General features: G+C 68.9%; 9 protein-coding genes. 5 read left to right on the top strand and 4 right to left on the bottom strand.

The window, feature by feature from the left end:
* The first annotated feature begins 660 nt into the window (after window positions 1–660).
* From AMK19_RS38345 to AMK19_RS31730, 5 genes are all read left to right on the top strand, one after another.
* The gene (locus AMK19_RS38345; RefSeq protein ID WP_073818617.1) at window positions 661–5,481 is read left to right on the top strand and encodes an RHS repeat-associated core domain-containing protein; all 4,821 of its coding nucleotides are present in this window, start codon (window positions 661–663) and stop codon (window positions 5,479–5,481) included.
* 70 nt (window positions 5,482–5,551) lie between these two features.
* Entirely contained in the window at window positions 5,552–5,977 is a 426-nt protein-coding gene (locus AMK19_RS31745) for a PH domain-containing protein (protein ID WP_073818614.1), read from the top strand.
* A 66-nt stretch (window positions 5,978–6,043) separates the two neighbouring features.
* The gene (locus AMK19_RS31740) at window positions 6,044–6,280 is read left to right on the top strand and encodes a hypothetical protein (RefSeq protein WP_073818612.1); all 237 of its coding nucleotides are present in this window, start codon (window positions 6,044–6,046) and stop codon (window positions 6,278–6,280) included.
* A gap of 93 nt (window positions 6,281–6,373) precedes the next feature.
* Complete coding sequence (locus AMK19_RS31735) at window positions 6,374–6,739, top strand: hypothetical protein (protein ID WP_073818608.1); 366 nt, start codon at window positions 6,374–6,376, stop codon at window positions 6,737–6,739.
* A gap of 306 nt (window positions 6,740–7,045) precedes the next feature.
* A complete protein-coding gene (locus tag AMK19_RS31730) occupies window positions 7,046–7,471 on the top strand; it encodes a PH domain-containing protein (RefSeq protein ID WP_073818607.1) in 426 nt (141 codons plus the stop codon).
* A 482-nt stretch (window positions 7,472–7,953) separates the two neighbouring features.
* Here the strand turns inward: AMK19_RS31730 and efeU are convergent, their stop codons facing one another.
* From efeU to AMK19_RS35640, 4 genes are all read right to left on the bottom strand, one after another.
* Window positions 7,954–8,802, bottom strand: a complete 849-nt coding sequence (efeU, locus tag AMK19_RS31720) for an iron uptake transporter permease EfeU (protein ID WP_073818605.1) — start codon at window positions 8,800–8,802, stop codon at window positions 7,954–7,956.
* Window positions 8,803–8,846: 44 nt separating this feature from the next.
* Complete coding sequence (efeB, locus tag AMK19_RS31715; RefSeq protein ID WP_073818604.1) at window positions 8,847–10,130, bottom strand: iron uptake transporter deferrochelatase/peroxidase subunit; 1,284 nt, start codon at window positions 10,128–10,130, stop codon at window positions 8,847–8,849.
* 90 nt (window positions 10,131–10,220) lie between these two features.
* A complete protein-coding gene (gene efeO / locus AMK19_RS31710; RefSeq protein WP_073818602.1) occupies window positions 10,221–11,372 on the bottom strand; it encodes an iron uptake system protein EfeO in 1,152 nt (383 codons plus the stop codon).
* A 324-nt stretch (window positions 11,373–11,696) separates the two neighbouring features.
* Window positions 11,697–21,251, bottom strand: coding sequence for a DUF7507 domain-containing protein (locus AMK19_RS35640; protein WP_073818600.1), 9,555 nt, complete (start codon window positions 21,249–21,251; stop codon window positions 11,697–11,699).
* Window positions 21,252–21,747 lie beyond the last annotated feature (496 nt).

Here is a 21,747-nt window from a genome sequence, read left to right as displayed (position 1 = left end):
CGCCTTCGCGTTCCTGCTCACCGCAGGGGCTGGCCACGTCCTTCTGGCGCAGCGATGCCATCGCGGACGCCAGTCTGCGGGCGAGCCGCGGGCTTCCGCCACTCATGCAGGGCGACGCGGCGACGCGCGGCCTTATGACGTCGTCCGGCCGCTCAGGTGCCGCGCGATGATGTGGGTGAATCCCGTTACCGGTCGGGGAAACTGACATTTAATCAAAAGGGGGGGCATATATGGGGGCTGACCGCTGGATCGCGCCCACCCTGACGCTAGGTCAGGATTTGCACTGCCATCGCCGATCGACCAGGTGAAGGCTGAACTCGACGCCGCCGCGGGCTGAGGCCTCAGCCGGTGTCGGATTTGCACGCCTTTACACCTCACACACAAGTGGAATGGCCGTGTCCTGATGGATAACGCCTCCATCACTTTTATATTTCGCTGAACAGAAGTAGGCCTCGGCTTTTGGCGACTAATCACCACATCGACCGGTTTGCCCTCTCCTTACGATTCGCACACGCCCCGCCAATTTGACTGGGCGGTAACAAGGAGTGAATGTGCACAGGAGCAGGTCGGAACGCCGCAGACGGCCGCAGCCGCCGGGCGTCCGGGGGGTGAGCCTCGCCGTACTGGAAGGAGGTCAACTCCTCCGAGGCCGGCTCCAACGTGCCGAAGCTGACGGTCACCTACAACTACCGTCCGCGCACCGGCACCGACCAGCAGGCCGGCTCACCGTTCTACAAGGACGCGGGCGGCATCTGGTGGGTCAACTCGACCACGCCTACGCTGCGCGACACCTTCGTCGACCCGAACAACGACAAGGTCGACGGCACGTTCCAGATCTTCGACAACGACACCAACGCGCAGGTCGGCAACCCGCTGGTCTCACCGTTCGTCGCCTCGGGCCAGCCCGCCTCGGTGACCGTCCCGGCCGGTCTGCTGACCAACGGCAAGACCTACAAGTTCCGCACCTCGCCGTTCGACGGCACGCACTACAACGTCTCCTGGTCACCCTGGGCGTACTTCACCGTCGACACCTCCGCGCCGTCCGCGCCCGGCGCCGTCTCCTCCACCGACTACCCGTCGGGGCAGTGGGTCAAGGGCGCGGGCCAGTCCGGCGTGTTCACGGTGACCCCGCCGTCCGGTGACCAGAGCGCCCTGGAGTGGACGCTCGACGGCACCAACTGGACGAAGGCGCCCACCGGCGGCTCCACGGCCCCCGTCAACCTGACGGTCACCCCGGACAAGGCCGGCACCCAGACCCTCCAGGTCCGCGCCGTGGACAAGGCCGAGAACAAGTCCGAGGCGGTGTCGTACACCTTCCAGGTCGGCGCCGGCGGCGTGATCTCGCCCAACGACGGCACCCGCACCGCCGCCCGCCTCCCGCTGATCGCCGAGGCCGACGCCGCCAAGTACAACGCCGTCAGCTTCTCCTGGCGCCGCTCCGACGCCGACCCGTGGACCACCGTCCCGGCCGCCGACGTCACCAACGCCGGCAACGCCGTGAGCTGGCCCGTCGCCCTGAACAGCGGCAAGAGCCCGTCGCTGACCTGGAACGCCGCCTCCACCGTCAACCCCGACGGCACCGTGCAGATCCGCGCCGACTTCACCGGCCCGAACAACGCCGCCGTCTCCTCCGAAGGCGTCAAGGCCGTCATCGACCGCAGGGCGACCGGCGCCGCGACCCAGCAGGTCGGCCCGGGCACGCTCAACCTGCTGACCGGCGACTTCACGGTCTCCGCCACCGACGCCTCGTTCTTCGGGCTGACGGTCGGCCGCACCACCACCTCGCGCGACCCGAAGGCCGCGGCGAGCAAGGACGGCCAGGCCCCGATCTTCGGCCCGAACTGGACCTCCGGCGTGGCCTCCGAGGTCTCCCGGTCCGGCTACACCGAGATCCGCAAGACGTCGAACACCTCGCTGGACGTCGTCCTCGCCGAGGGCGACACCATCGGCTTCACCGCCAACACGGCCGGCAACGGCTGGGTCCCGGAGCCCGGCAGCGAGGCGCTGACCCTGCGCGGCTCCTTCGCCAACGGCGACTTCACCCTGTCCGACACCGACGGCACCGTCACCACCTTCGCCAAGGTCGACCCGGCCGCCGCCACCTGGACCGTGACGTCCAGTCTGCTCGACGGCCTCGCCAACTCCACCACCACCGTCATCTCCGAGAAGACCGTGATGGGCGGCAAGACCCTGGCCCGACCGAAGTACCTGATCGCACCGACCTCCGCCGCCACCGCCGCCGCCTGCGCGGCCGACCCGGCCACCAAGGGCTGCCGCGTCCTGCAGTTCGTCTACGCCACCACCACCACCGCGACCGGCAGCACCAACAGCACCGACTTCGGCGACTTCACCGGCCAGGTCAGCGCCATCAAGCTGTGGGCCACCGCCCCCGGCGCGGCGAACGCCACCGCCACCGACGTCGCCACCTACCGCTACGACCTGCTCGGCCGACTGCGCCAGACCTGGGACCCGCGCCTGGGCACGAACACCAAGACCCAGTACTCGTACATCGAGGGCACGGTCTCCGACGGCGCGCTGTACGCCATCCTGCCGCCCGGCATGAACGGCGGCTACCACATGGCCTACGGCAACATCGCGGCCAACCCGGCCGCCGGTGACGGCATGCTCACCAAGGTGTGGACCAACACCCTCGCCCCGGGCACCAACACGGTCAACGGCACCGCCAACACCACTATCGTGTACGGCGTTCCGACCAGCGGCAGCAAGGCCCCCGAGGACCTGTCGGTGACCGCCGGCGCGACCTGGGGACAGACCGACCTGCCCGCCGACGCCACCGCCGTGTTCCCCGCCGACCAGGTCCCCGCGTCCAACAGCGGCGCCGACCTGAAGGCGGGCGACTACACCCGCGCCACCGTCAACTACCTGAACGCCTCCGGCCGCCAGGTCAACACCGCCGTGCCCGGGCACCGGATCACCACCACCGAGTACGACAAGTGGGGCAACAGCGTCCGCACGCTGACCGCCGCCAACCGCGAACTCGCCCTCGGTGCCACCAATGCCGCCAAGGCCCAGCTGGCCGACCTCGGCATCAACACCCTCCCCAGCGGCGAGCGTGCCCAACTGCTTTCCAGCACCAGCGTGTTCAGCGCCGACGGGCAGCGCGAGACGGAGAACTCCGGACCCCTGCACCGCGTCACCCTCTCCGCAGACGTGGCGTCCGGCGGCGCGACGGTCGCCAAGGCCGGCACCCAGGCCGTCGCCCGCACCCGCACCGTGAAGACCTATGACGAGGGCCGCCCGACCGACGGCACCGCCAAGGTCAAGGACCAGGTCACCACCACCGTCACCGGCGGCGCCCTGCGCGCCTGGCCCGAGGTGTTCGCCGAGACCCGCACCGACAAGAGCGTCTTCGACTGGGCACTCGGCGTCGCCACCCAGCAGATCCAGGACGCCGGCGGGCTGGGCCTCACCACCAGGACCGGCTACGACAACCAGGGCCGGGTCACTTCCCAGTCCCTGCCCAGGTCGAACGGTTCGGACGCGGGCACCACCCGCACCACCTACTGGTCCGCCACCGGCACCGGCACCTGCGCCGGCCGCCCCGAGTGGGCCGACCTGCTCTGCCAGACCGGCCCCGCGGGCGACATCACCGGCGGCGGCGCCAACCCGGCCCAACTCCCGGTCAAGACCGTCCAGTACGGCCTGTTCGGCCAGACCGCCCAGACCGACGAGACCGCGAACGGCGTCACCCGCACCACCACCATCACCCCCGACGCGGCCGGCCGCCCCGTGACCACCACCGTCGGCGGTGGCCTCGGCACCGCCGTCCCGGCGACCACCACCACCTACGACAGCGTCACCGGCAAGGTCACCAAGCAGACCTCCACCGGCGGCGGGACGATCACCAAGGCGTACGACGTGCTCGGCCGCCCGACCTCCTACACCGACGCCGACGGCGCGGCCACCACCACCGAGTACGACACCCTGAACCGGCCCACCAAGGTCACCGACAGCTTCCCGTCCACCACCACCTACACCTACGACACCGCCGTCGACCCGCGCGGCCTGGCCACCTCGGTCACCGACTCGATCGCCGGCACCTTCACCGCCCGCTACAACGCCGACGGCACCGCCGTCACCCAGGGCCTGCCCGGCGGCTACACCACCACCGACACCTACGACCCGACCGGCACCGCGGTCTCCCGCGTCCACACCCGGAACAGCGACGGCGCCGTACTGGTCTCCGACGCCATCACCGAGACCGTCCAGGGCCAGTGGGCCACCCACACCGGAACCCCCGGCGTCACCGCGGCCCAGACCTACACGTACGACAAGGCCGGCCGCCTGACGACCGTCCAGGACACCTCCCCCGACGCCGTCTGCACCACCCGCAGCTACGGCTTCGACAACAACACCAACCGCACCTCGCTCGCCACTGCCGTCGCCGCCCGCGGCACCGACTGCACCACCAACGGAGCCACCACCCAGACCAGCACCTACGACACCGCCGACCGCCTGGTGAACCCCGGTCACACCTACGACGCGTTCGGCCGCACCACCGCACTGCCCGGATCCACCGTCGCCTACTACACCAGCGACCTGGTCCAGCAGCAGACCACCGGCACCAACCGCACCACCTGGACCCTCGACTCCGCCCAGCGCTTCCGCAGCTGGACCACCGAGACCAACAACGCCGGCACCTGGACCACCAACCGGACCTCCACCAACCACTACGGCTCCGACACCGACAACCCCCGCTGGACCGGCGACAACCTCGGCAACTTCACCCGCAACGTCCCCGGCCCGAACGGCGACCTCAGCGCGACGACCGTCAACGGCAACCTGGTCGCCCTGCAGTTCGCCAACCTGCACGGTGATGTGTCGCTCCAACTCCCCCTCGCCGGAGGCACCCCCACCGTCCTCGACCACGACGAATACGGCAACCCCCGCACCGGCCAGCCCACCACCCGCTACGGCTGGCTCGGCACAAAGCAACGCGCCTCCGACACCCCCTCCGGCCTCACCCTCATGGGCGTGCGCCTCTACAACCCGACCACCGGACGCTTCCTGTCCCTCGACCCCCTCTACGGCGGCAACGCCAACGCCTACGACTACGTCCACGGCGACCCGCTCAACAAGTACGACCTCGACGGCCGCTGGTGCCTGGCCGGCAAGAACAAGAACGGCACGTGCCGCGGCCACAACACCGTCCGCTCGGTCATGAGCTGGACCTACAACAACCGCGCCCAGATCGCCTCGGGCGTCGGTATCGGTGCCTGCATCGTCCTTTCGATGGGCTGGTGCGCAGCCGCCTCCGTCGGCGCATACCTCGTCGGTGTCCATCAAAACGGCTTTACCAAACGAGGATTGGTCGTCAACGCCCTCACCATCGGCTGGGGCGCGAAAATCGGATTCGCCGGGCGCGTCATGAATCTCAGCAAGTGGAGCGAGCGCGGCCTCAACACCCTGTACGCGATACCGGGTATCGCCTGCACGATCCGATGGCCACGATGCCCGTAACAAAGTGATACGGTCTGCCGGCCCGGGCCGGCAGCCTCCTTCTGCCAGCATCACCCAAAGGATCCGCACCATGGACGCCAAGAAATACAAGAACCCCACCTACCCCTACGCCTTTCCGGTGTTCGCCCTATTCGGCATCGTCATGGCCCTGTCCGCCACCGGCTCCGACGACACCGGCCAGGCAATCGCGCTGGCCACGGGCGGGCTGATCCTCGTCATCTTCAGCGTCCTGATGATCCGGACCGGACTCACCTCCACCCGCACCGGACTGACCGTCCGCAACGCGTTCTCCACCAAGGTGATCCCCTGGGAGCAGATCGACAGTTTCGACCTCGATATTTTCCTGGTCATCAGATTGACGAACGGAAAAGCTGTCCGCTGCAGCGCAGTCCAGCCTGCCAACGCCTCCCACATGACCGGGCGGGGCTACGCGTATCGCGTCACCGCCGAACTGAACGCCGGACTCGCCAACCGCAAGGCCCACCACGAGAGCTGACCCGGGGCGCTCTCCGGCCACCCCCAACTGCCCTGCCGACTCCAGGAATCCAAGGCCCGCAGTGCCGTGGTCTCCACCGCGGTCGGCGTCGCCACCGGCGGATTCGGCCGGAGCAGCAAGCTCGGCGCGGGCCTCTTCGGCCACTCCCAGAACCTGGCGGAGGCGGGCCGGAGCCCCGTGGTGGCCAAGTTCGGCCCCCGGGCCGGACAGCACATCAACCATTCCATGCGGCGCTGGGGCCGCTTCGGCATGGCGGCCTCCTGGGGCACCAACTTCGCCTACAGCCAACTCTCACCCTTCTGACCGTTCCGGGAGGCCCGGCAGCAGTCGGGCCTCCCGGCCGTCGTAGAGTGAACAACCATCGATCAGGAAGGCCGTAGAGGAACCGGATTGACCATGGAAATTGTCTCTGGCGCGATAGCGGCGGCATTCTGCGTACTGCTGTTCCGCGACATCAAAGTCAAGCAGTGGGCCGTCGTCGCCGTGGCGCTGGCCGCATTCTGGGCGGCCGGATTCTTCCGCTCCGAGATCATCGGGAAGAGCACCGAGGAAACCCTCCTGATCTTCTCCCTGGCGCTCGCCACCTGGGCCGCCGTGACCGGCGGCCATCCCGCCCGCATCTTCGACAGCGAGCACGCGAGCTGGATCAAGCCGGGCATCACCACGAGGTTCCGCCCGCGGGTCTACCAGATCGCGTTCGTCTCCGCCGCCGTGGTGGAGATCGCGCTCCTGACCGTCCTCGGCGTCCTCGACCAGTCGTGAACACCGGGAAGGCGAGCCGGCCCCGCACGTGAAAATCAACAGCGATCGGTGAATTGGCATGCAGGACGGTGCCCACCCGAACCACCGGGAAGTGCGCCGAGCGCTGGCACCCTCGTACCGGGACGCGAACATGGCAGCCGTCATCACTCCGATCCTCTCGGCTTTCCTCTTCTGGGCCGCAGGGCTTTCCCCCGCACTGCTCGTCATTGAGCTCTTCGTCGGGGTATTCACCCCGGTGGCCAGGTGGCAGGTGACTCGGGCGGGACTGACGTGGCAGGTCGGCACCACCTCAAGGAACACTCACCAATGGCCACCAAGAAGTACAAGAACCCTTCGCACCACTTCATCGGACCGGGGCTCATCCTCCTGGCCGTCATCACGCTCCTGTCTGCGGGCGACGCCCCCGACGGCGGACAGGTCGCATGGCGGATCGGCATAGGCCTGGCCGTCCTCGTCTTCGGCATCCTGATGGCCCGCACCGCCGTGAACGTGACCGCCATCGAGATCACGGTACGCAACCTCGCCTCCACCAAGGTGATCTCCTGGGACAGGATCCAAGGCTTCGACAACAGAATCAGCCTGGTCATCGAACTGACCGACGGCAGCACCGTCCACTGCACTGCTGTCCAGCCCACCAACGTCTCCCGCGTCAAGGGCCGTGGCTACGCCCAGCGGGTCGCCACCGACCTGACCGCGGAGCTCGCCGCCCGCCGGGGACGCCACGAGGGCTGACCCTGGCCCGCTCTCCGGCCCCGCAGGCCCGGCACCAGGCCCTGATGTCCGCGTCGGACGGTGCGGCCTTCCCCGACTGGAGGCGGGTTGCGGTGGCCGGTCCTCCCGGCCCCCTCCGCCCCATGGAGTAGCCGCGAAGTACCGCAATCCGGTACTGACGGCGGCCAGTTGGCTGCCCTGCCGGAGCCGTCGCAGGCGGCGGTCGGAGGGAGTGTGACCGGTGTGGCAATCGGAGGGATCTACGGATTCTTCCAAGGCGCGAAAACCTGGTGGTAAAAGTGTCGAACGTATTCACGAAAATATGCAAGGACGCCGACAGTCTCATGTCGGCAAGGTGGCAATACGTCACGGGCGCGGTATTCGCTGCCGTCATGTACGCCCTCTTCGGGATGATGGCAAACCCATAGGGGCCCCCGAAATGCCGAACCGCCCGGGGCCGCAGCAACTGCGGCTCCCGGGCGGTTCGTTCGTGACGCGGACCGTCAGGCGGTCTTCGCCTCCACCGAGGCGGCGGGCTTCGGCGCGGAGCCGGTGGCCTTCGGCTTGCGGAAGAAGAAGTACAGCGTCGGCGCCAGGTACATCAGCCAGATCACGACCTGGACCACCGTCGGGTTCGGCTGGAAGTTGAACACGCCCTTCAGCAGGGTGCCGTACCAGCTGTCGACCGGAATGGTGGACGAGATGTCGAACGCCAGCTCGTGCAGGCCGGGGATCCAGCCGGCCTCCTGGAGGTCGTGCACACCGTAGGCGAGCACGCCGGCGGCGACCATGACCAGCATGCCGCCGGTCCAGGTGAAGAACTTCGCCAGGTTGATCTTGAGCGCGCCGCGGTAGAACAGCCAGCCCAGCACGGCCGAGGTGACCAGGCCGAGGATCGCGCCGACCAGCGGGTTCCAGCCGTCGCCGGTGGCCTGCACGGCCGTCCAGATGAACAGCGCGGTCTCCAGGCCCTCCCGGCCGACGGCCAGGAAGGAGGTGACGATCAGCGCGACGGTGCCCATCGCCAGCGCGGCGTCCAGCTTGCCGTGCAGTTCGCTCTTCAGGTGCCTGGCGGTGCGCTTCATCCAGAACACCATCCAGGTGACCAGGCCGACCGCGAGGATCGACAGGCTGCCGCCGAGTGCCTCCTGCGCCTCGAAGGACAGCTGGTTGGAGCCGAATTGCAGCACGGCGCCGAAGGCCATGGACACCGCGACGGCACTGCCGACGCCGATCCACACCGGGCCGAGCCGGTCCTTGCGGCCGGTCTTGACCAGGTAGGCGATCAGGATGCAGACCACCAGGCTGGCTTCGAGGCCTTCTCGAAGGCCGATCAGGTAGTTGGCGAACACGGCGGTTCTCCTCGGTGGGGGCGTGAGGGTGATGGGGGCGGGGGTCAGCCGAACAGGGTCTGGCCCCACCACTCGCCGGACTTGCGGACCCCGGGCGGGCAGGCGAAGTGGGCGGATCCGACGTGCGTGATGTACTCGTTCAGCTTGTCGTTGGCCGCGAGCTTGGTCTGCAGCGGCACGAACGCCTTGCGGGTGTCGCGCTGGTACGCCAGGAAGAACAGGCCGGCGTCCAGGCGGCCGAGGCCGTCGGTGCCGTCGGTGAACGAGTAGCCGCGACGCAGGATCATCAGCCCGTCGTTGCTGTCCGGGTGGGCGAGGCGCACGTGCGAGGTGACGGGCATCGCGGACAGGTCGGGCGCGTCGCGTTCCTTCTGCTTGCCGTAGGGAGCGCCTTCGATCTTGGTGCGACCGAAGGTGTCCTCCTGGTCCTGCAGCGAGGCGCGGTCCCAGGTCTCGATGGTCATCCGGATCCGCCGGGCCACCAGGTACGAGCCGCCGGTCATCCAGTCCTGGCCGTCGCCGGGCGCCACCCACACGTGCTTGCCGAGCGCGTCCGCGTCCGTCCCGGCGACGTTGTGAGTGCCGTCCTTGAAGCCCATCAGGTTGCGCGGGGTCTGGCTGTCGGGCGTGGTCGAGGAGGTCTTGCCGAAGCCCAGCTGCGACCAGCGGACGTTCACCACGCCCATGCCTATCCGGGCCAGGTTGCGGATCGCGTGCACCGCGACCTGCGGGTCGTCCGCGCACGCCTGCACGCAGATGTCGCCGCCGCTGCGGTTCGCCTCCAGCCGGTCGCCCTTGAACTTCGGCAGGTCCACCAGCGCCTCGGGCCGCTTCGCCTTCAGGCCGAACCGGTCCTGGCCGTCCTTCTCGAACAGCGTCGGACCGAACCCGATGGTCAGCGTCAGCCGCGACGCCGGCAGGCCGAGCGCCTCGCCGGTGTCGTCCGGCGGCGACTGCGGGACCACGCCGACCGCCCCGCCGCCGACCTCGCGGCCGCCGGTGATCGAGGCGGCCGCCTTGGTCCACTCCTTGAGCATCGCGACCAGCTTGTCCCGGTCGTCGGTGATCACGTCGAACGCCGCGAAGTGCAGCCGGTCCTGAACGGGCGTCGAGATGCCCGACTGGTGCTCGCCCCAGAACGGCACGTCCTGGTTCTGCGGCGCGGCCGCCGGGCTGTCGCTGTCCATGGTCGCCGCGGCCACCGTGCCCACGCCGGCCGCGCCGATCGCCACACCGGCGCCGGCCCACCCGATGACGGCCCGTCGGCTGAGCCCGACTCGCTGCTGCGCCTCGGCGGGAGCCGTCTGCTGCTCGTTCTCGGCGTCCATGTTGCGTTCCCTCTCGGACGTGACCTTGCGCGGACCTGCACGGATCCGCGCGGACCGGACCTGCTGACAGTGGCTTAGCTTACGCTGCCCTTACTTCACCACGACGGCCGCGGCCAGCTTCGACAGCGGCTCGCTCAGCGCGTTCACCGCGTCGGAGAAGGTCTTGCGCTCGTCCTCGGTCACCTTGTCGTACGAGGTGTAGCTGCCGTCGGCCTGGCGGTACTTGCCCAGCAGGCCGGTGATCTTCTCGAACTCGGCGTCCAGGGCCTTCGACAGGGTCGGGTCGTTCTCGGAGGCGACCGGCTTCAGCAGCTCGTAGGCCTGGCGGGCGCCCTCCACGTTGGCGGCGAAGTCCGACAGGTCGGTGTGGCTGTAGCGGTCCTCCTCACCGGTGATCTTGTTCTTGGAGACCTCGTCCAGCAGCTCCTTGGCGCCGTTGGCCATCCCGGTCGGGGTGATCTCCGCCTCGGGGACGCGCTTCTGCCAGTCCTTCAGGTCGGTGACCAGCTGGGCGGCGAGGGTCTTCTCCTCGTCGCCGATCTTGCCGTCCGCCCACAGCGCCTTCTCCAGGCGGTGCCAGCCGGTCCACTTCTGACCGTCCTCCAGCGCGTCCTCGCGGGCGTCGGTCTTCGGGTCGATGTCACCGAAGCTCTCCGCCACCGGCTCGGTCCGCTCCCAGCCCAGCCGGGACGCTGCGAACAGCGACTTCGCCTTCTCCACGTCGCCCGCGGTGATCGCCGCCGCGAACTGCTCCACCACGGGGATGGTCGCGTCCGCCTGCTCCTGCGCGTACTTGCGGTAGTCCGTGACCGCCTGCGTCAGCCGGTCGTCCGTCTTCGCCGGCGCACCCGCGGCCGCCGTCACCGTGATCTTCTGCCGGATGCCGTCACCGGTCATGCCCGGCTTGCACGCCACCTCGTAGGTGCCGGCCTTGATCTCGGCGTTGATGCTCACCTTGGTGCCCGGGCCGATGTTCTCCCGCTCGGTGACGATCTTGTCGCCCTCGGCGTACACGTACACCTCGGTCGTCTTGTTGCCCTTGTTCGCCACCGCCAGCTCGACGTGCCCGGCCGGGAACGAGGTCTTCGACAGCTCGCACTTGCTGTCGGTGGCCGTCACCTGCACCGGCCCGCTGCCGTCCGCCGACACCTTCCCGTCGTCCTTCTTCGAACACCCCACCAACGCGGCACCCGCCACAGCGAGAACGAGGAAGGTCGCGGCAGTCGTACGGCGGGCGGGCATGCTCACTCCAGGGACGAGGGTAGGCGGACTCCACGGCCACCGGGGGCTGATCCCCGGCGCCGCTCAGTAAGCTAAGGCATACCTTAGATCCCCCGTCATCCGGGGTCGATACCGGCCTCGACACCCACACCCCGCCGACCAGCGACTTTCGGCCAACTGCCCTCCCCGCCACGGCAGTTCACCCCACCCGACCACTCCCGGTGTGACCGGCGCCACGCCCCGACCCCGGGTCAACTCCGCCCGCACCACGACAAGGACCGCCCCCGGGGCCCGTAGACCCCGGGGGCGGTCCGCCTCACCGAACGAACGGCGAGCCTGCGGGCACTACCCCACGAACCGGTCCGCCTCCCCCCTGCGCCGCGCCCGGTACAGCAGCACACCGCCCAGTGTCAGCAGCCCGCCACCGGCCAGACCCGCCACCGCGAGAACCGCCGGCGAACCGGTGTCCGGCAGATGCCCCGACCCGCCCTTGCCGTGCGGCGGCTCGGACGGACCACCCGGACGAGGCACCTTCACGCACTCCTCCTTCTCCGGGCACTGCGACACCGTGACGCACAGCTCGACCGGCAGGCTCTCCACCAGCTCCCCCTGCGGGTCACGAGCCGAAGCCACCGCCCTGTTCGTCACGTGACCGGCCCTCGCGTCCTCCTCCGTCACCACGTAACTGCCACGACACGTCGTGCTCGCACCCGGCTCCAGCGTCGTCGCCTCGCACGACACCTGCGCGACCCGGTCGTCGCTGACGGACACGTCCGTCAGCACCGTCGAGCCGGTGTTCGTCACGGTGTAGATGTACGTCACCGTGTCACCCGCACGCGCAGAGCCCTGCACATCGGCCTGCTTCACGACCGACAGCGACGACGCACTCGGCACCGTCTCCACCGTCACCTCGCCGGAAGGACTCACCACCGGCCGACCCTCGGGGTCGGTGCCGCCGGCCTGAGCGGTGTTGGTCACGTGACCGGCAGCCACATCGGCTGCGGTGACCACGTAACTGCCGTGGCAGAGCGTGCTCCGACCCGGGTTCAACGTCGCCGCGTCGCACGTCACCGACGCGACCCGGTCGTCCGTCACCGCCACATTGGCGACCGCGGCGGTACCGGTGTTCGTAACGGTGTAGGTGTAGGTGACGGTGTCACCCGCACGGAACGGGCCGGCACTGTCCGCCCTCTTCACCAGCGACAACTGGGCCTCGCCCACCACCGGAACGTCCGCCTCGACCGGCGGACTCACCACCGACCCGCCCTGCGGATCGGTGCCGCTCGCGTGAGCGGTGTTGGTCACGTGACCCGCCTGCACGTCCGCCGCCGTGACGACGTAACTGCCGTGGCACAGCGTGCTCGCACCCGGATTCAACGTCGCCGCGTCGCACGTCACCGACGCGACCCGGTCGTCCGTCACCGCCACATTGGCAACCGCGGCGGTACCGGTGTTCGTGACGGTGTAGGTGTAGGTGACGGTGTCACCCACGTGGAACGGACCAGCGCTGTCCGCCGCCTTCTGGAGGCTCAGCGCCGCGACGCCCGAGACAGGAACGGTGGCCTCACCAGGAGGACTCGTCACCGTCTGGCCCTGCGGGTCCGTGCCCTCCGCGTGAGCGGTGTTGGTCACCTGACCCGCCTGCACATCCGCCGCCGTGATCACGTAACTGCCGTGGCACAGCGTGCTCCGGCCCGGATTCAACGTCGTCGAGTCGCACGTCACCGAGGCGACATGGTCATCGCTCACCGTGAGGTTGCTGACCGTCGCCGTCCCCGTGTTCGTAACGGTGTAGGTGTAGGTGACGGTGTCACCCACGTGGAACGGACCAGCGCTGTCCGCCACCTTCTCGATGGTCAGCAGAGCCTCACCGGCCACCGGAACGGTCGCCTCGGCCGGCGGACTCGTCACCGTCTGACCCTGCGGGTCCGTGCCCTCCGCGTGAGCGGTGTTGGTCACGTGACCAGCCGTCACATCGGCGGCCGTGACGACGTACGAACCGTGACAGGTCGTGCTCGCACCCGGGTTCAGCGAAGTCGCAGCGCACGTCACGGACACAACGTGGTCGTCCGCGACACTGAGGGCGTTCACCGCTGCCGTACCGGTGTTGGTCACCGTGTACGTGTAGTTCACGGTGTCACCCACATGGAACGGGCCGGCGCTGTCCGCCGTCTTCTGAATGCTCAGCTCCGCGATGCCCGCGACGGAGACAGTCGCCTCACCAGGCGGGCTCGTCACACCCTGACCCTGCGGGTCGGTGCCCTCCGCGTGAGCGGTGTTCGTCACATGGCCGGCGGTCACATCGGCAGCCGTCACCACATACGTGCCGTGGCACAGCGTGCTCGCACCCGGGTTCAGCGAAGTCGCGGCACACGTCACCGAGGCAACGTGGTCATCGACCACCACCAGGTTGGATACAACAGCCGTACCGGTGTTGGTCACCGTGTACGTGTAACTCACGGTGTCACCCACATGGAACGGACCGGCACTGTCCGCCGCCTTCTCCAGCGACAGCAACGCCTCGCCGACGACCGGGACGGTCGCCTCGGCTGGCGGGCTCACCACCGTCTGACCCTGCGGGTCCGTGCCCTCCGCGTGAGCGGTGTTCGTCACGTGCCCGGCCGTCACATCCGCAGCCGTCACGACGTACGAACCGTGGCACAGCGTGCTCGCACCGGGGTTCAACGTGGTCGAGTCGCACGTCACCGAGACAACGTGATCGTCCGCGACACTGAGGGCGTTCACCACGGCCGTGCCGGTGTTGGTCACCGTGTACGTGTAGCTCACGGTGTCACCCACATGGAACGGGCCGGCGCTGTCCGCCGTCTTCTGAATACTCAGCTCCGCAATGCCAGCGACGGGAACAGTCGCCTCACCAGGAGGACTTGTCACACCCTGACCCTGCGGGTCGGTGCCCTCCGCGTGAGCGGTGTTCGTCACATGGCCGGCGGTCACATCGGCAGCCGTCACCACATACGTGCCGTGGCACAGCGTGCTCGCGCCGGGGTTCAACGTGGTCGAGTCGCACGTCACCGAGGCAACGTGGTCGTCGGCCACCACCAGGTTGGATACAACAGCCGTACCGGTGTTGGTCACCGTGTACGTGTAACTCACGGTGTCACCCACATGGAACGGACCGGTGCCGTCCGCCACCTTCTCAATGGTCAGCAGCGCCTCGCCCACCACCGGAACGGTCGCTTCGGCCGGCGGGCTTGTCACCGTCTGGCCCTGCGGGTCAGTGCCCTCCGCATGAGCGGTGTTCGTCACGTGCCCAGCCGTCACATCCGCCGCCGTCACGACGTACGAACCATGGCAGGTCGTGCTCGCACCCGGATTCAGCGTCGTCGCAGCACACGTCACCGAGACAACGTGATCGTCCGCAACACTAAGGGCGTTCACCACGGCCGTGCCGGTGTTGGTCACCGTGTACGTGTAACTCACGGTGTCGCCCACATGGAACGGACCGGCGCTGTCCGCCGTCTTCTGAATGGTCAGCTCCGCGATGCCCGCGACGGGGACGGTGGCCTCGCCGGGAGGACTCGTCACGCCCTGGCCCTGCGGATCCGTGCCCTCCGCATGGGCGCTATTGGTGACATGACCGGCCGTCACATCGGCCGCCGTGACGACGTACGAACCATGGCACAGCGTGCTCGCCCCCGGGTTCAACGTCGTCGCAGCACACGTCACCGAAGCAACGTGGTCATCGACCACCACCAGGTTGGTCACAACAGCCGTACCGGTGTTGGTCACCGTGTACGTGTAACTCACGGTGTCACCCACATGGAACGGACCCGCGCTGTCCGCCGTCTTCTCCAGCGACAGCAGCGCCTCGCCCACCACCGGAACGGTCGCCTCGACCGGCGGGCTCACCACCGTCTGACCCTGCGGATCCGTACCCTCCGCGTGAGCGGTGTTCGTCACATGACCCGCCGTCACATCCGCCGCCGTCACGACGTACGAACCATGGCAGGTCGTGCTCGCACCCGGGTTCAGCGTCGTCGCAGCACACGTCACCGAGGCGACATGGTCGTCGCTCACCGTGAGGTTGCTGACCTCCGCCGTCCCCGTGTTCGTCACCGTGTACGTGTAACTCACGGTGTCGCCCACATGGAACGGGCCGGCGCTGTCCGCCGTCTTCTGAATGGTCAGCTCCGCGACCCCGACCACCGGGACGGTGGCCTCGGCCGGCGGGCTCTGGATCAGCTGGCCCTGCGGGTCGGTGCCCTCCGCGTGAGCGGTGTTGGTCACGTGACCGGCCGTCACATCGGCCGCCGTCACGACGTAGCTACCGTGGCACAGCGTGCTCTGGCCGGGGTTCAAGGTGGTCGTGTCACACGTCACCGAGGCAACGTGGTCGTCGACCACCACCAGGTTGGTCACCGCAGCCGTGCCGGCGTTGGTCACCGTGTACGTGTACGAGACCGTCTCACCGAGGCGGAACGGGCCGGGGCTGTCCGGCACCTTCTCGATGGTCAGCTTGGCGTCGCCCGCGATCTCGATGGTGGCCTGGCCGGGGGGACTCTCCACCGACTGCCCCTGCGGGTCCGTACCGTTCGCGTGGGCCGTGTTGGTCACCTTCCCGGCTGTCACATCGGCGGCCGTGATGACGTACGTGCCGTGGCAGAACGTGCTCTGCCCGGGGTTCAGCGTGGTGGTGTCGCAGGTCACGGACGTGATGTGGTCGTCCGTCACCGTCAGGTTGTTCACCGTGGCCGTGCCCGTGTTCGTCACCGTGTAGGTGTAGGGAACGGTGTCGCCCACGTGGAACGGGCCCGCGCTGTCGGCCGCCTTCTCCAGCGCGAGCAGCGCCTCGCCGACGACCGGGACGGTCGCCTCGGCCGGCGGGCTCGTCACCGTCTGACCCTGCGGGTCCGTGCCCTCCGCGTGAGCGGTGTTCGTCACGTGGCCAGCCGTCACATCTGCCGCCGTGACGACGTACGAACCGTGGCAGGTCGTGCTCTCACCCGGGTTCAGCGTCGTCACCGCACACGTCACCACGGCAACGTGGTTGTCCGAAACAGTCAGGTTGTTCACCGCAGCGGTGCCGGTGTTGGTCACCGTGTAGGTGTACGAGACCGTCTCACCGAGGTGGAACGGGCCCGCACTGTCCGCCGTCTTCTCAATGGTCAGCAGCGCCTCGCCCACCACCGGAACAGTGGCTTCGGCCGGCGGACTCATCACACCCTGACCCTGCGGATCCGTACCCTCCGCGTGAGCAGTGTTCGTCACATGACCCGCCGACACATCGGCCGCCGTGATGACGTAGGTACCGTGGCAGAGAGTGCTCTTGCCCGGGTCCAGCACCGTCGTGTCGCACGTCACCGGTGCCACGTGGTCGTCGACCACCGCCAGGTCGTGCACGGTCGCCGTGCCCTTGTTGGTGACGGTGTACGTGTACGAGACCGTCTCACCGAGGCGGAACGGGCCCGCACCGTCCGCCGTCTTCTCGATGGTCAGCAGCGCCTCACCCACCACCGGAACGGTCACCTCGGCCGGCGGACTCACCACCGTCTGACCCTGCGGATCCGTGCCCTCCACATGAGCGGTGTTCGTCACATGGCCCACCGACACGTCGGCCTCCGTCACGACGTACGAACCGTGGCAGATCGTGCTCTCACCCGGATTCAGCGTCGTCGCCGCACACGTCACCACAGCGACATGGTCGTCACTCACCTTGAGGTTGTTCACCGCCGCCGTGCCGGTGTTGGTCACCGTGTACGTGTACGAGACCGTCTCGCCAAGATGGAACGGACCGGGGTTGTCCGCCACCTTCTCCAGCGACAACACCGCCTCGCCGACGACCGGGACGGTCGCCTCGGCCGGCGGGCTCTTCACGCCCTGACCCTGCGGGTCGGTGCCCTCCGCGTGAGCGATGTTGGTTACGTGACCCGCCGTCGCATCCGCCGCCGTCACGACGTACACGCCGTGGCACAGCGTGCTCTCGCCGGGGTTCAGCACCGCCGTGTCGCACGTCACCGGCGCCACGTGGTCGTCGACCACGGCCAGGTCGTGCACGGCCGCGGTGCCCTTGTTGGTGACGGTGTACGTGTAGGACACGGCCTCCCCCGCGCGGAACGGACCCGCGCTGTCCGGGGTCTTCTCCAGCGACAGGATGGCCTCGCCGACCACCGGGACGGTCGCCTCGACCGGCGGGCTCACCACCGTCTGGCCTTCCGGATCCGTACCCGTCGCGTGGGCGGTATTCGTCACATGACCCACCGTCACGTCTTCCGGCGTCACGACGTAGACGCCGTGGCACAGGGTGGTCTGCCCCGGGTCCAGCGTCGTCGTGTCGCACGTCACCGACGCCACGTGGTCGTCTTTCACGATCAGGTCGTGCACGGCCGCGGTACCGGTGTTGGTCACCGTGTAGGTGTACGAGACCGTCTCGCCGACGTGGAACGGGCCGGGGTTGTCCGGCGTCTTCTGAATGGCCAGTTCGGCGATGCCGATCACCGGGACAGTGGCCTCGACCGGAGGACTCGTGACGCCTTCGCCCTGCGGATCCGTACCCGTCGCGTGGGCCGTGTTGGTCACCTTCCCGGCCGTCACATCGGCCGCCGTGATGACGTAGGTACCGTGGCAGAGGGTGCTCTTGCCCGGGTCCAGCACCGTCGTGTCGCACGTCACCGGCGCCACATGGTCGTCGACCACCGCCAGGTCGTGCACGGTCGCCGTGCCCTTGTTGGTGACGGTGTACGTGTACGAGACCGTCTCACCGAGGTGGAACGGACCGGCGCTGTCCGCCGTCTTCTCGATGGTCAGCAGCGCCTCGCCCACCACCGGAACGGTCACCTGGACCGGCGGACTCGTCACCGTCTGACCCTGCGGATCCGTGCCCTCCACGTGAGCGGTGTTCGTCACATGGCCGGCCGTCACGTCGGCCTCCGTGACGACGTACGAACCGTGGCAGGTCGTGCTCTCGCCCGGGTTGAGCGTCGTCGCCGCACACGTCACCACGGCGACATGGTCGTCGCTCACCTTGACGTTGCTGACCGCCGCCGTGCCCGAGTTCGTCACGGTGTACGTGTAGCTGATGGTGTCCCCGAGGCGGAACGGACCGGGGCTGTCCGCCGTCTTCTCGAGCGACAGCACCGCCTCGCCGACCACCGGGACGATCACCTTGGTCGGCGGGCTCACCACCGGCTGGCCGTCCGGGTCCAGGCCGGTCGCGTGAGCGGTGTTGGTCACCTGACCCGCCGTCACGTCGTCCGCCGTCACGACGTAGGTGCCGTGGCACAGGGTGCTCTGCCCCGGGTCCAGCGTCGTGGTGTCGCACGTCACCGACGCCACGTGGTCGTCGATCACGGTCACGTTGTGCACGGTCGCGGTGCCGGTGTTGGTGACGGTGTAGGTGTAGGACACCGCGTCGCCCAGCCGGAACGGACCGGGGGAATCCGGCGTCTTCTGGATGGTCAGCGCCCCGACACCGGCCACGACAACGGTGGCCTCGGCGGGCGGCGTGGTGACCGTGCTGCCGTCCGGGCCGGTGAAGCTGGCCGTGACGACGTTGGTGGTGGTCTGCGTGACACCGGGAAGGTCGCAGAAGACCTGGTGGGCGTCACCGGGAGCCAGGCTGAACGAGCCTGCGATCGCTGCGCAGATGGGGGTGACGGGGTCGTTGAGGGTGATGCCGTTGATGGCGACCGGGCCGGTGTTGGTGACGGTGATGCGCCAGTGGGCGGTCGACCCCGGGGAGAGGGTGGTGGTGGGGACCCATGGGCCCGGGCCTCCCGATCCGCAGTCGGCCGCGTTGGCGGAGGCGCAGACCTCCTTCACGATGTGCAGGGCCGGGGCGCACTCGGGGCCGGCGAGCACCTGGAGGGTGACGGTGTTGGAGGCGACGGGTGCCTGACCGTTGGTGACGGCGGTGGCCTGGTCGGAGACGGCGGTGACGGAGCAGTCGGCGGCCACCGTCGTCTCGAAGCAGATCTGCGGGGCGTCACCGACGAAGGTGACCTGCATCCGCGGGTCGCTGCCGGGCGGGAACGAGCCGCCCCCGACCAGGGTGATGTTGGCGACGACCTGGATCGGCGAGTCGGCGATCGGGACGGAGGAGATGTCCGCCGTCTCGGTCGCGGGGTCGAACGGGAACGTGCCGACGGTGCTGCCGTCGGCCGCCAGCACCGTCACCGAGGACTGGGTGAAGTCCACGGTGGTCGGATCGACGCCGAGCAGGCTGACCTCCCCGTAGGACCTGACATGCCCGGTGGCCCCGTCGCAGTAGAACGCGGCGGGGTTGAGGGAGGCCTGCGCCCTGGTCTTCTGACAGGGCGAGGCGCCGGTGACGGGGTCGAGCGAGAACAGGTACCCGGTGTCCCCGAGGCTGTACTTGCACTGGCCGTCGTAGGCGTAGCCGTACGGGCTGGTGTTGCCGCCGTTGACGTTGGGCGGGCCGTTGACGATGCCGCCCGTGCCGTACTGGGCGCAGGGGCCCTGGATCGTCCAGTCGTAGCAGTACGAGGTGCTGTTGAGGGTCGGTGTGAGGCCGCGGTAGATCCAGAGCGGGAACTCGGTCTCCAGGTGGCCGTTGGGGGCGGTGATGGTCAGCGGCACCTGGAAGTTGGCCTCGCCGGGTGCGACGTTGGTGCTGACCAGGGTGGTGAGGCCGGGGGGTGCGGCGATGGGGTTGCCGGCCAGGTCGAAGCAGACGACGGTGCCGACCGGCGGGGTGACCTCCTGGTAGAAGCCACCGACGATCGTGCAGACTCCGGTGACGGCGCCGGCCGGGTCGTGCATCTCGAAGACGTTGTCGGCCCGGGCGGGTTCGTCGGCGGTGGTCGGGGTGACCACGGTCTTGGGCGTGGCCCAGCCGGTGCACGCGGTGTTCGTGGACGGGTCGAAGCAGGACATCACCGTGGGCGCCGGGGCCAGGGTGTTGTCGGTGACGTAGATCTTTCCTTCGATGGTCCGCATGATGCCGGCGTAGTCGCCGCTGAACGCGACCTGGCCCTCGTTGGGCGGCAGGCCGATGTCGAAGGTGCCGCAGGGGGCGTTGGCGGCGGCGTCGTAGCAGAGGATCTCGCCGGTGCCGGAGACCGCGTAGAGGTGCTGGTTCGGCGCCTGGACCACGCCGCCCACGACCAGCCCGGTGCCGTTCTGGAGCTCGGTGAAGCCGCAGCCGGCCTGGGCCTGGAGGTCGATGCAGCCGACGCCGATCACGGCGAGCTCGACCCGGCTGATCGCGGCGTAGTACAGCTTGGAGCCGATCTGCACGTAGGTCGGGGTGCGGGTGCTGCCGAGGTCGCCGGTGGTCGCTCCGGGCACCGAGGAGTTCAGTGCCTGGGGCCAGGTGGCGGGCGATCCGTCCGGGGCGGGACAGGGCCCGTTGGTGAGCAGGTCGGTGCAGACCACGCTGGCGTCGTTGGCGAAGCCGTGGTGGTAGATGTTCCAGATCTCGGGAGTGGACACGCCGTTGATCGTGGCGGTGTACAGGATGGGCGTGAAGCCGTCGCCGCCGGTCGCCGTGCTGACCGGGGTGAACGGCGGCGGGATCTGGACCACCAGGCCGGTCGAGGGCGACGCGAGCTCCGGGTTGCGGGCCTGGACGACGTTGGTGGCGACGCCCTGGTCGGTGCCGGTGAAGCTCGCGCCGCCGTCGGTGGACCACTGCTTGGTGAAGCCGGGCGGTGCCTGGAGCGAGCCGGGCACGTAGGTCTGGCTCTGCGGGGTGCTGCCGGGTCCGCCCTGGATCACGTCGGTGATCGTGGCATCGACCGGGGCGCCGTCCGGATTGGTCGCGGAGACCACCCAGCGAACGGTGTCCCCGTGCGCGGTCTGGGTGGTGCTGCCGGTGGCGAGGTCGGTACCGGTCTTGGCCAGCGTCACCGGCAGCTGACGGGCCGCCTGCGGGTGCGCGGTGGCGGGCCCGGCAAAGGAGGCCGAAACCGTGCCGAGCACGACAACCAGCGGCACTAACGCCCGGCCGAGACGGCTGCGGATCGCCGCCGGCCCATGGCGCCGGCGTGCGCGTTCGCAGGGGGGTCGACGGCGTCTCATGGCGGGTCCTCTCGATCGGCCTGACGGCGAGTCTGCACACGTAGCGCACGCAAGTGGCTACTCACCGCGACCATATAATCGAGTATCTAATATGAAAATCCGTCAACTACCCCCAATGACCCACAAGCTGGACGCGTTCACTCCGGCGGCTCCGAAAGGCCCACCCGGGCCGGCGAGCGGGCGGGCGCGAAAACAGGGGCGCGGGGAACTGCGCGAAGCGGAAGTCGCCCGACCGCAAGATCGCTACGCAGGACAATGACCTGCACTTGATTGCGACCTTGCGGACGTGCGCTTCTCGCTCGCGCAGTTCCCCGCGCCCCTGGTGGTGCTCTCCCCGGCTACGGACTTCCTGACGGCGTGTCCGCCCGCCCGCCGGCTACGGCAGGTTGCGGGCCAT

The organism is Kitasatospora sp. CB01950 (assembly GCF_001905465.1).
Lineage (GTDB): Bacteria > Actinomycetota > Actinomycetes > Streptomycetales > Streptomycetaceae > Kitasatospora.
This window is presented reverse-complemented; position numbering and strand designations above follow the sequence as displayed.

Bases quoted from the DNA above. Each gene is read 5' to 3' on its own strand.
- efeO (WP_073818602.1), bottom strand. From the start codon at position 11,372: ATGCCCGCCCGCCGTACGACTGCCGCGACCTTCCTCGTTCTCGCTGTG.
- efeB (WP_073818604.1), bottom strand. From the start codon at position 10,130: ATGGACGCCGAGAACGAGCAGCAGACGGCTCCCGCCGAGGCGCAGCAG.
- AMK19_RS31735 (WP_073818608.1), top strand. From the start codon at position 6,374: ATGGAAATTGTCTCTGGCGCGATAGCGGCGGCATTCTGCGTACTGCTG.
- AMK19_RS31745 (WP_073818614.1), top strand. From the start codon at position 5,552: ATGGACGCCAAGAAATACAAGAACCCCACCTACCCCTACGCCTTTCCG.
- AMK19_RS31730 (WP_073818607.1), top strand. From the start codon at position 7,046: ATGGCCACCAAGAAGTACAAGAACCCTTCGCACCACTTCATCGGACCG.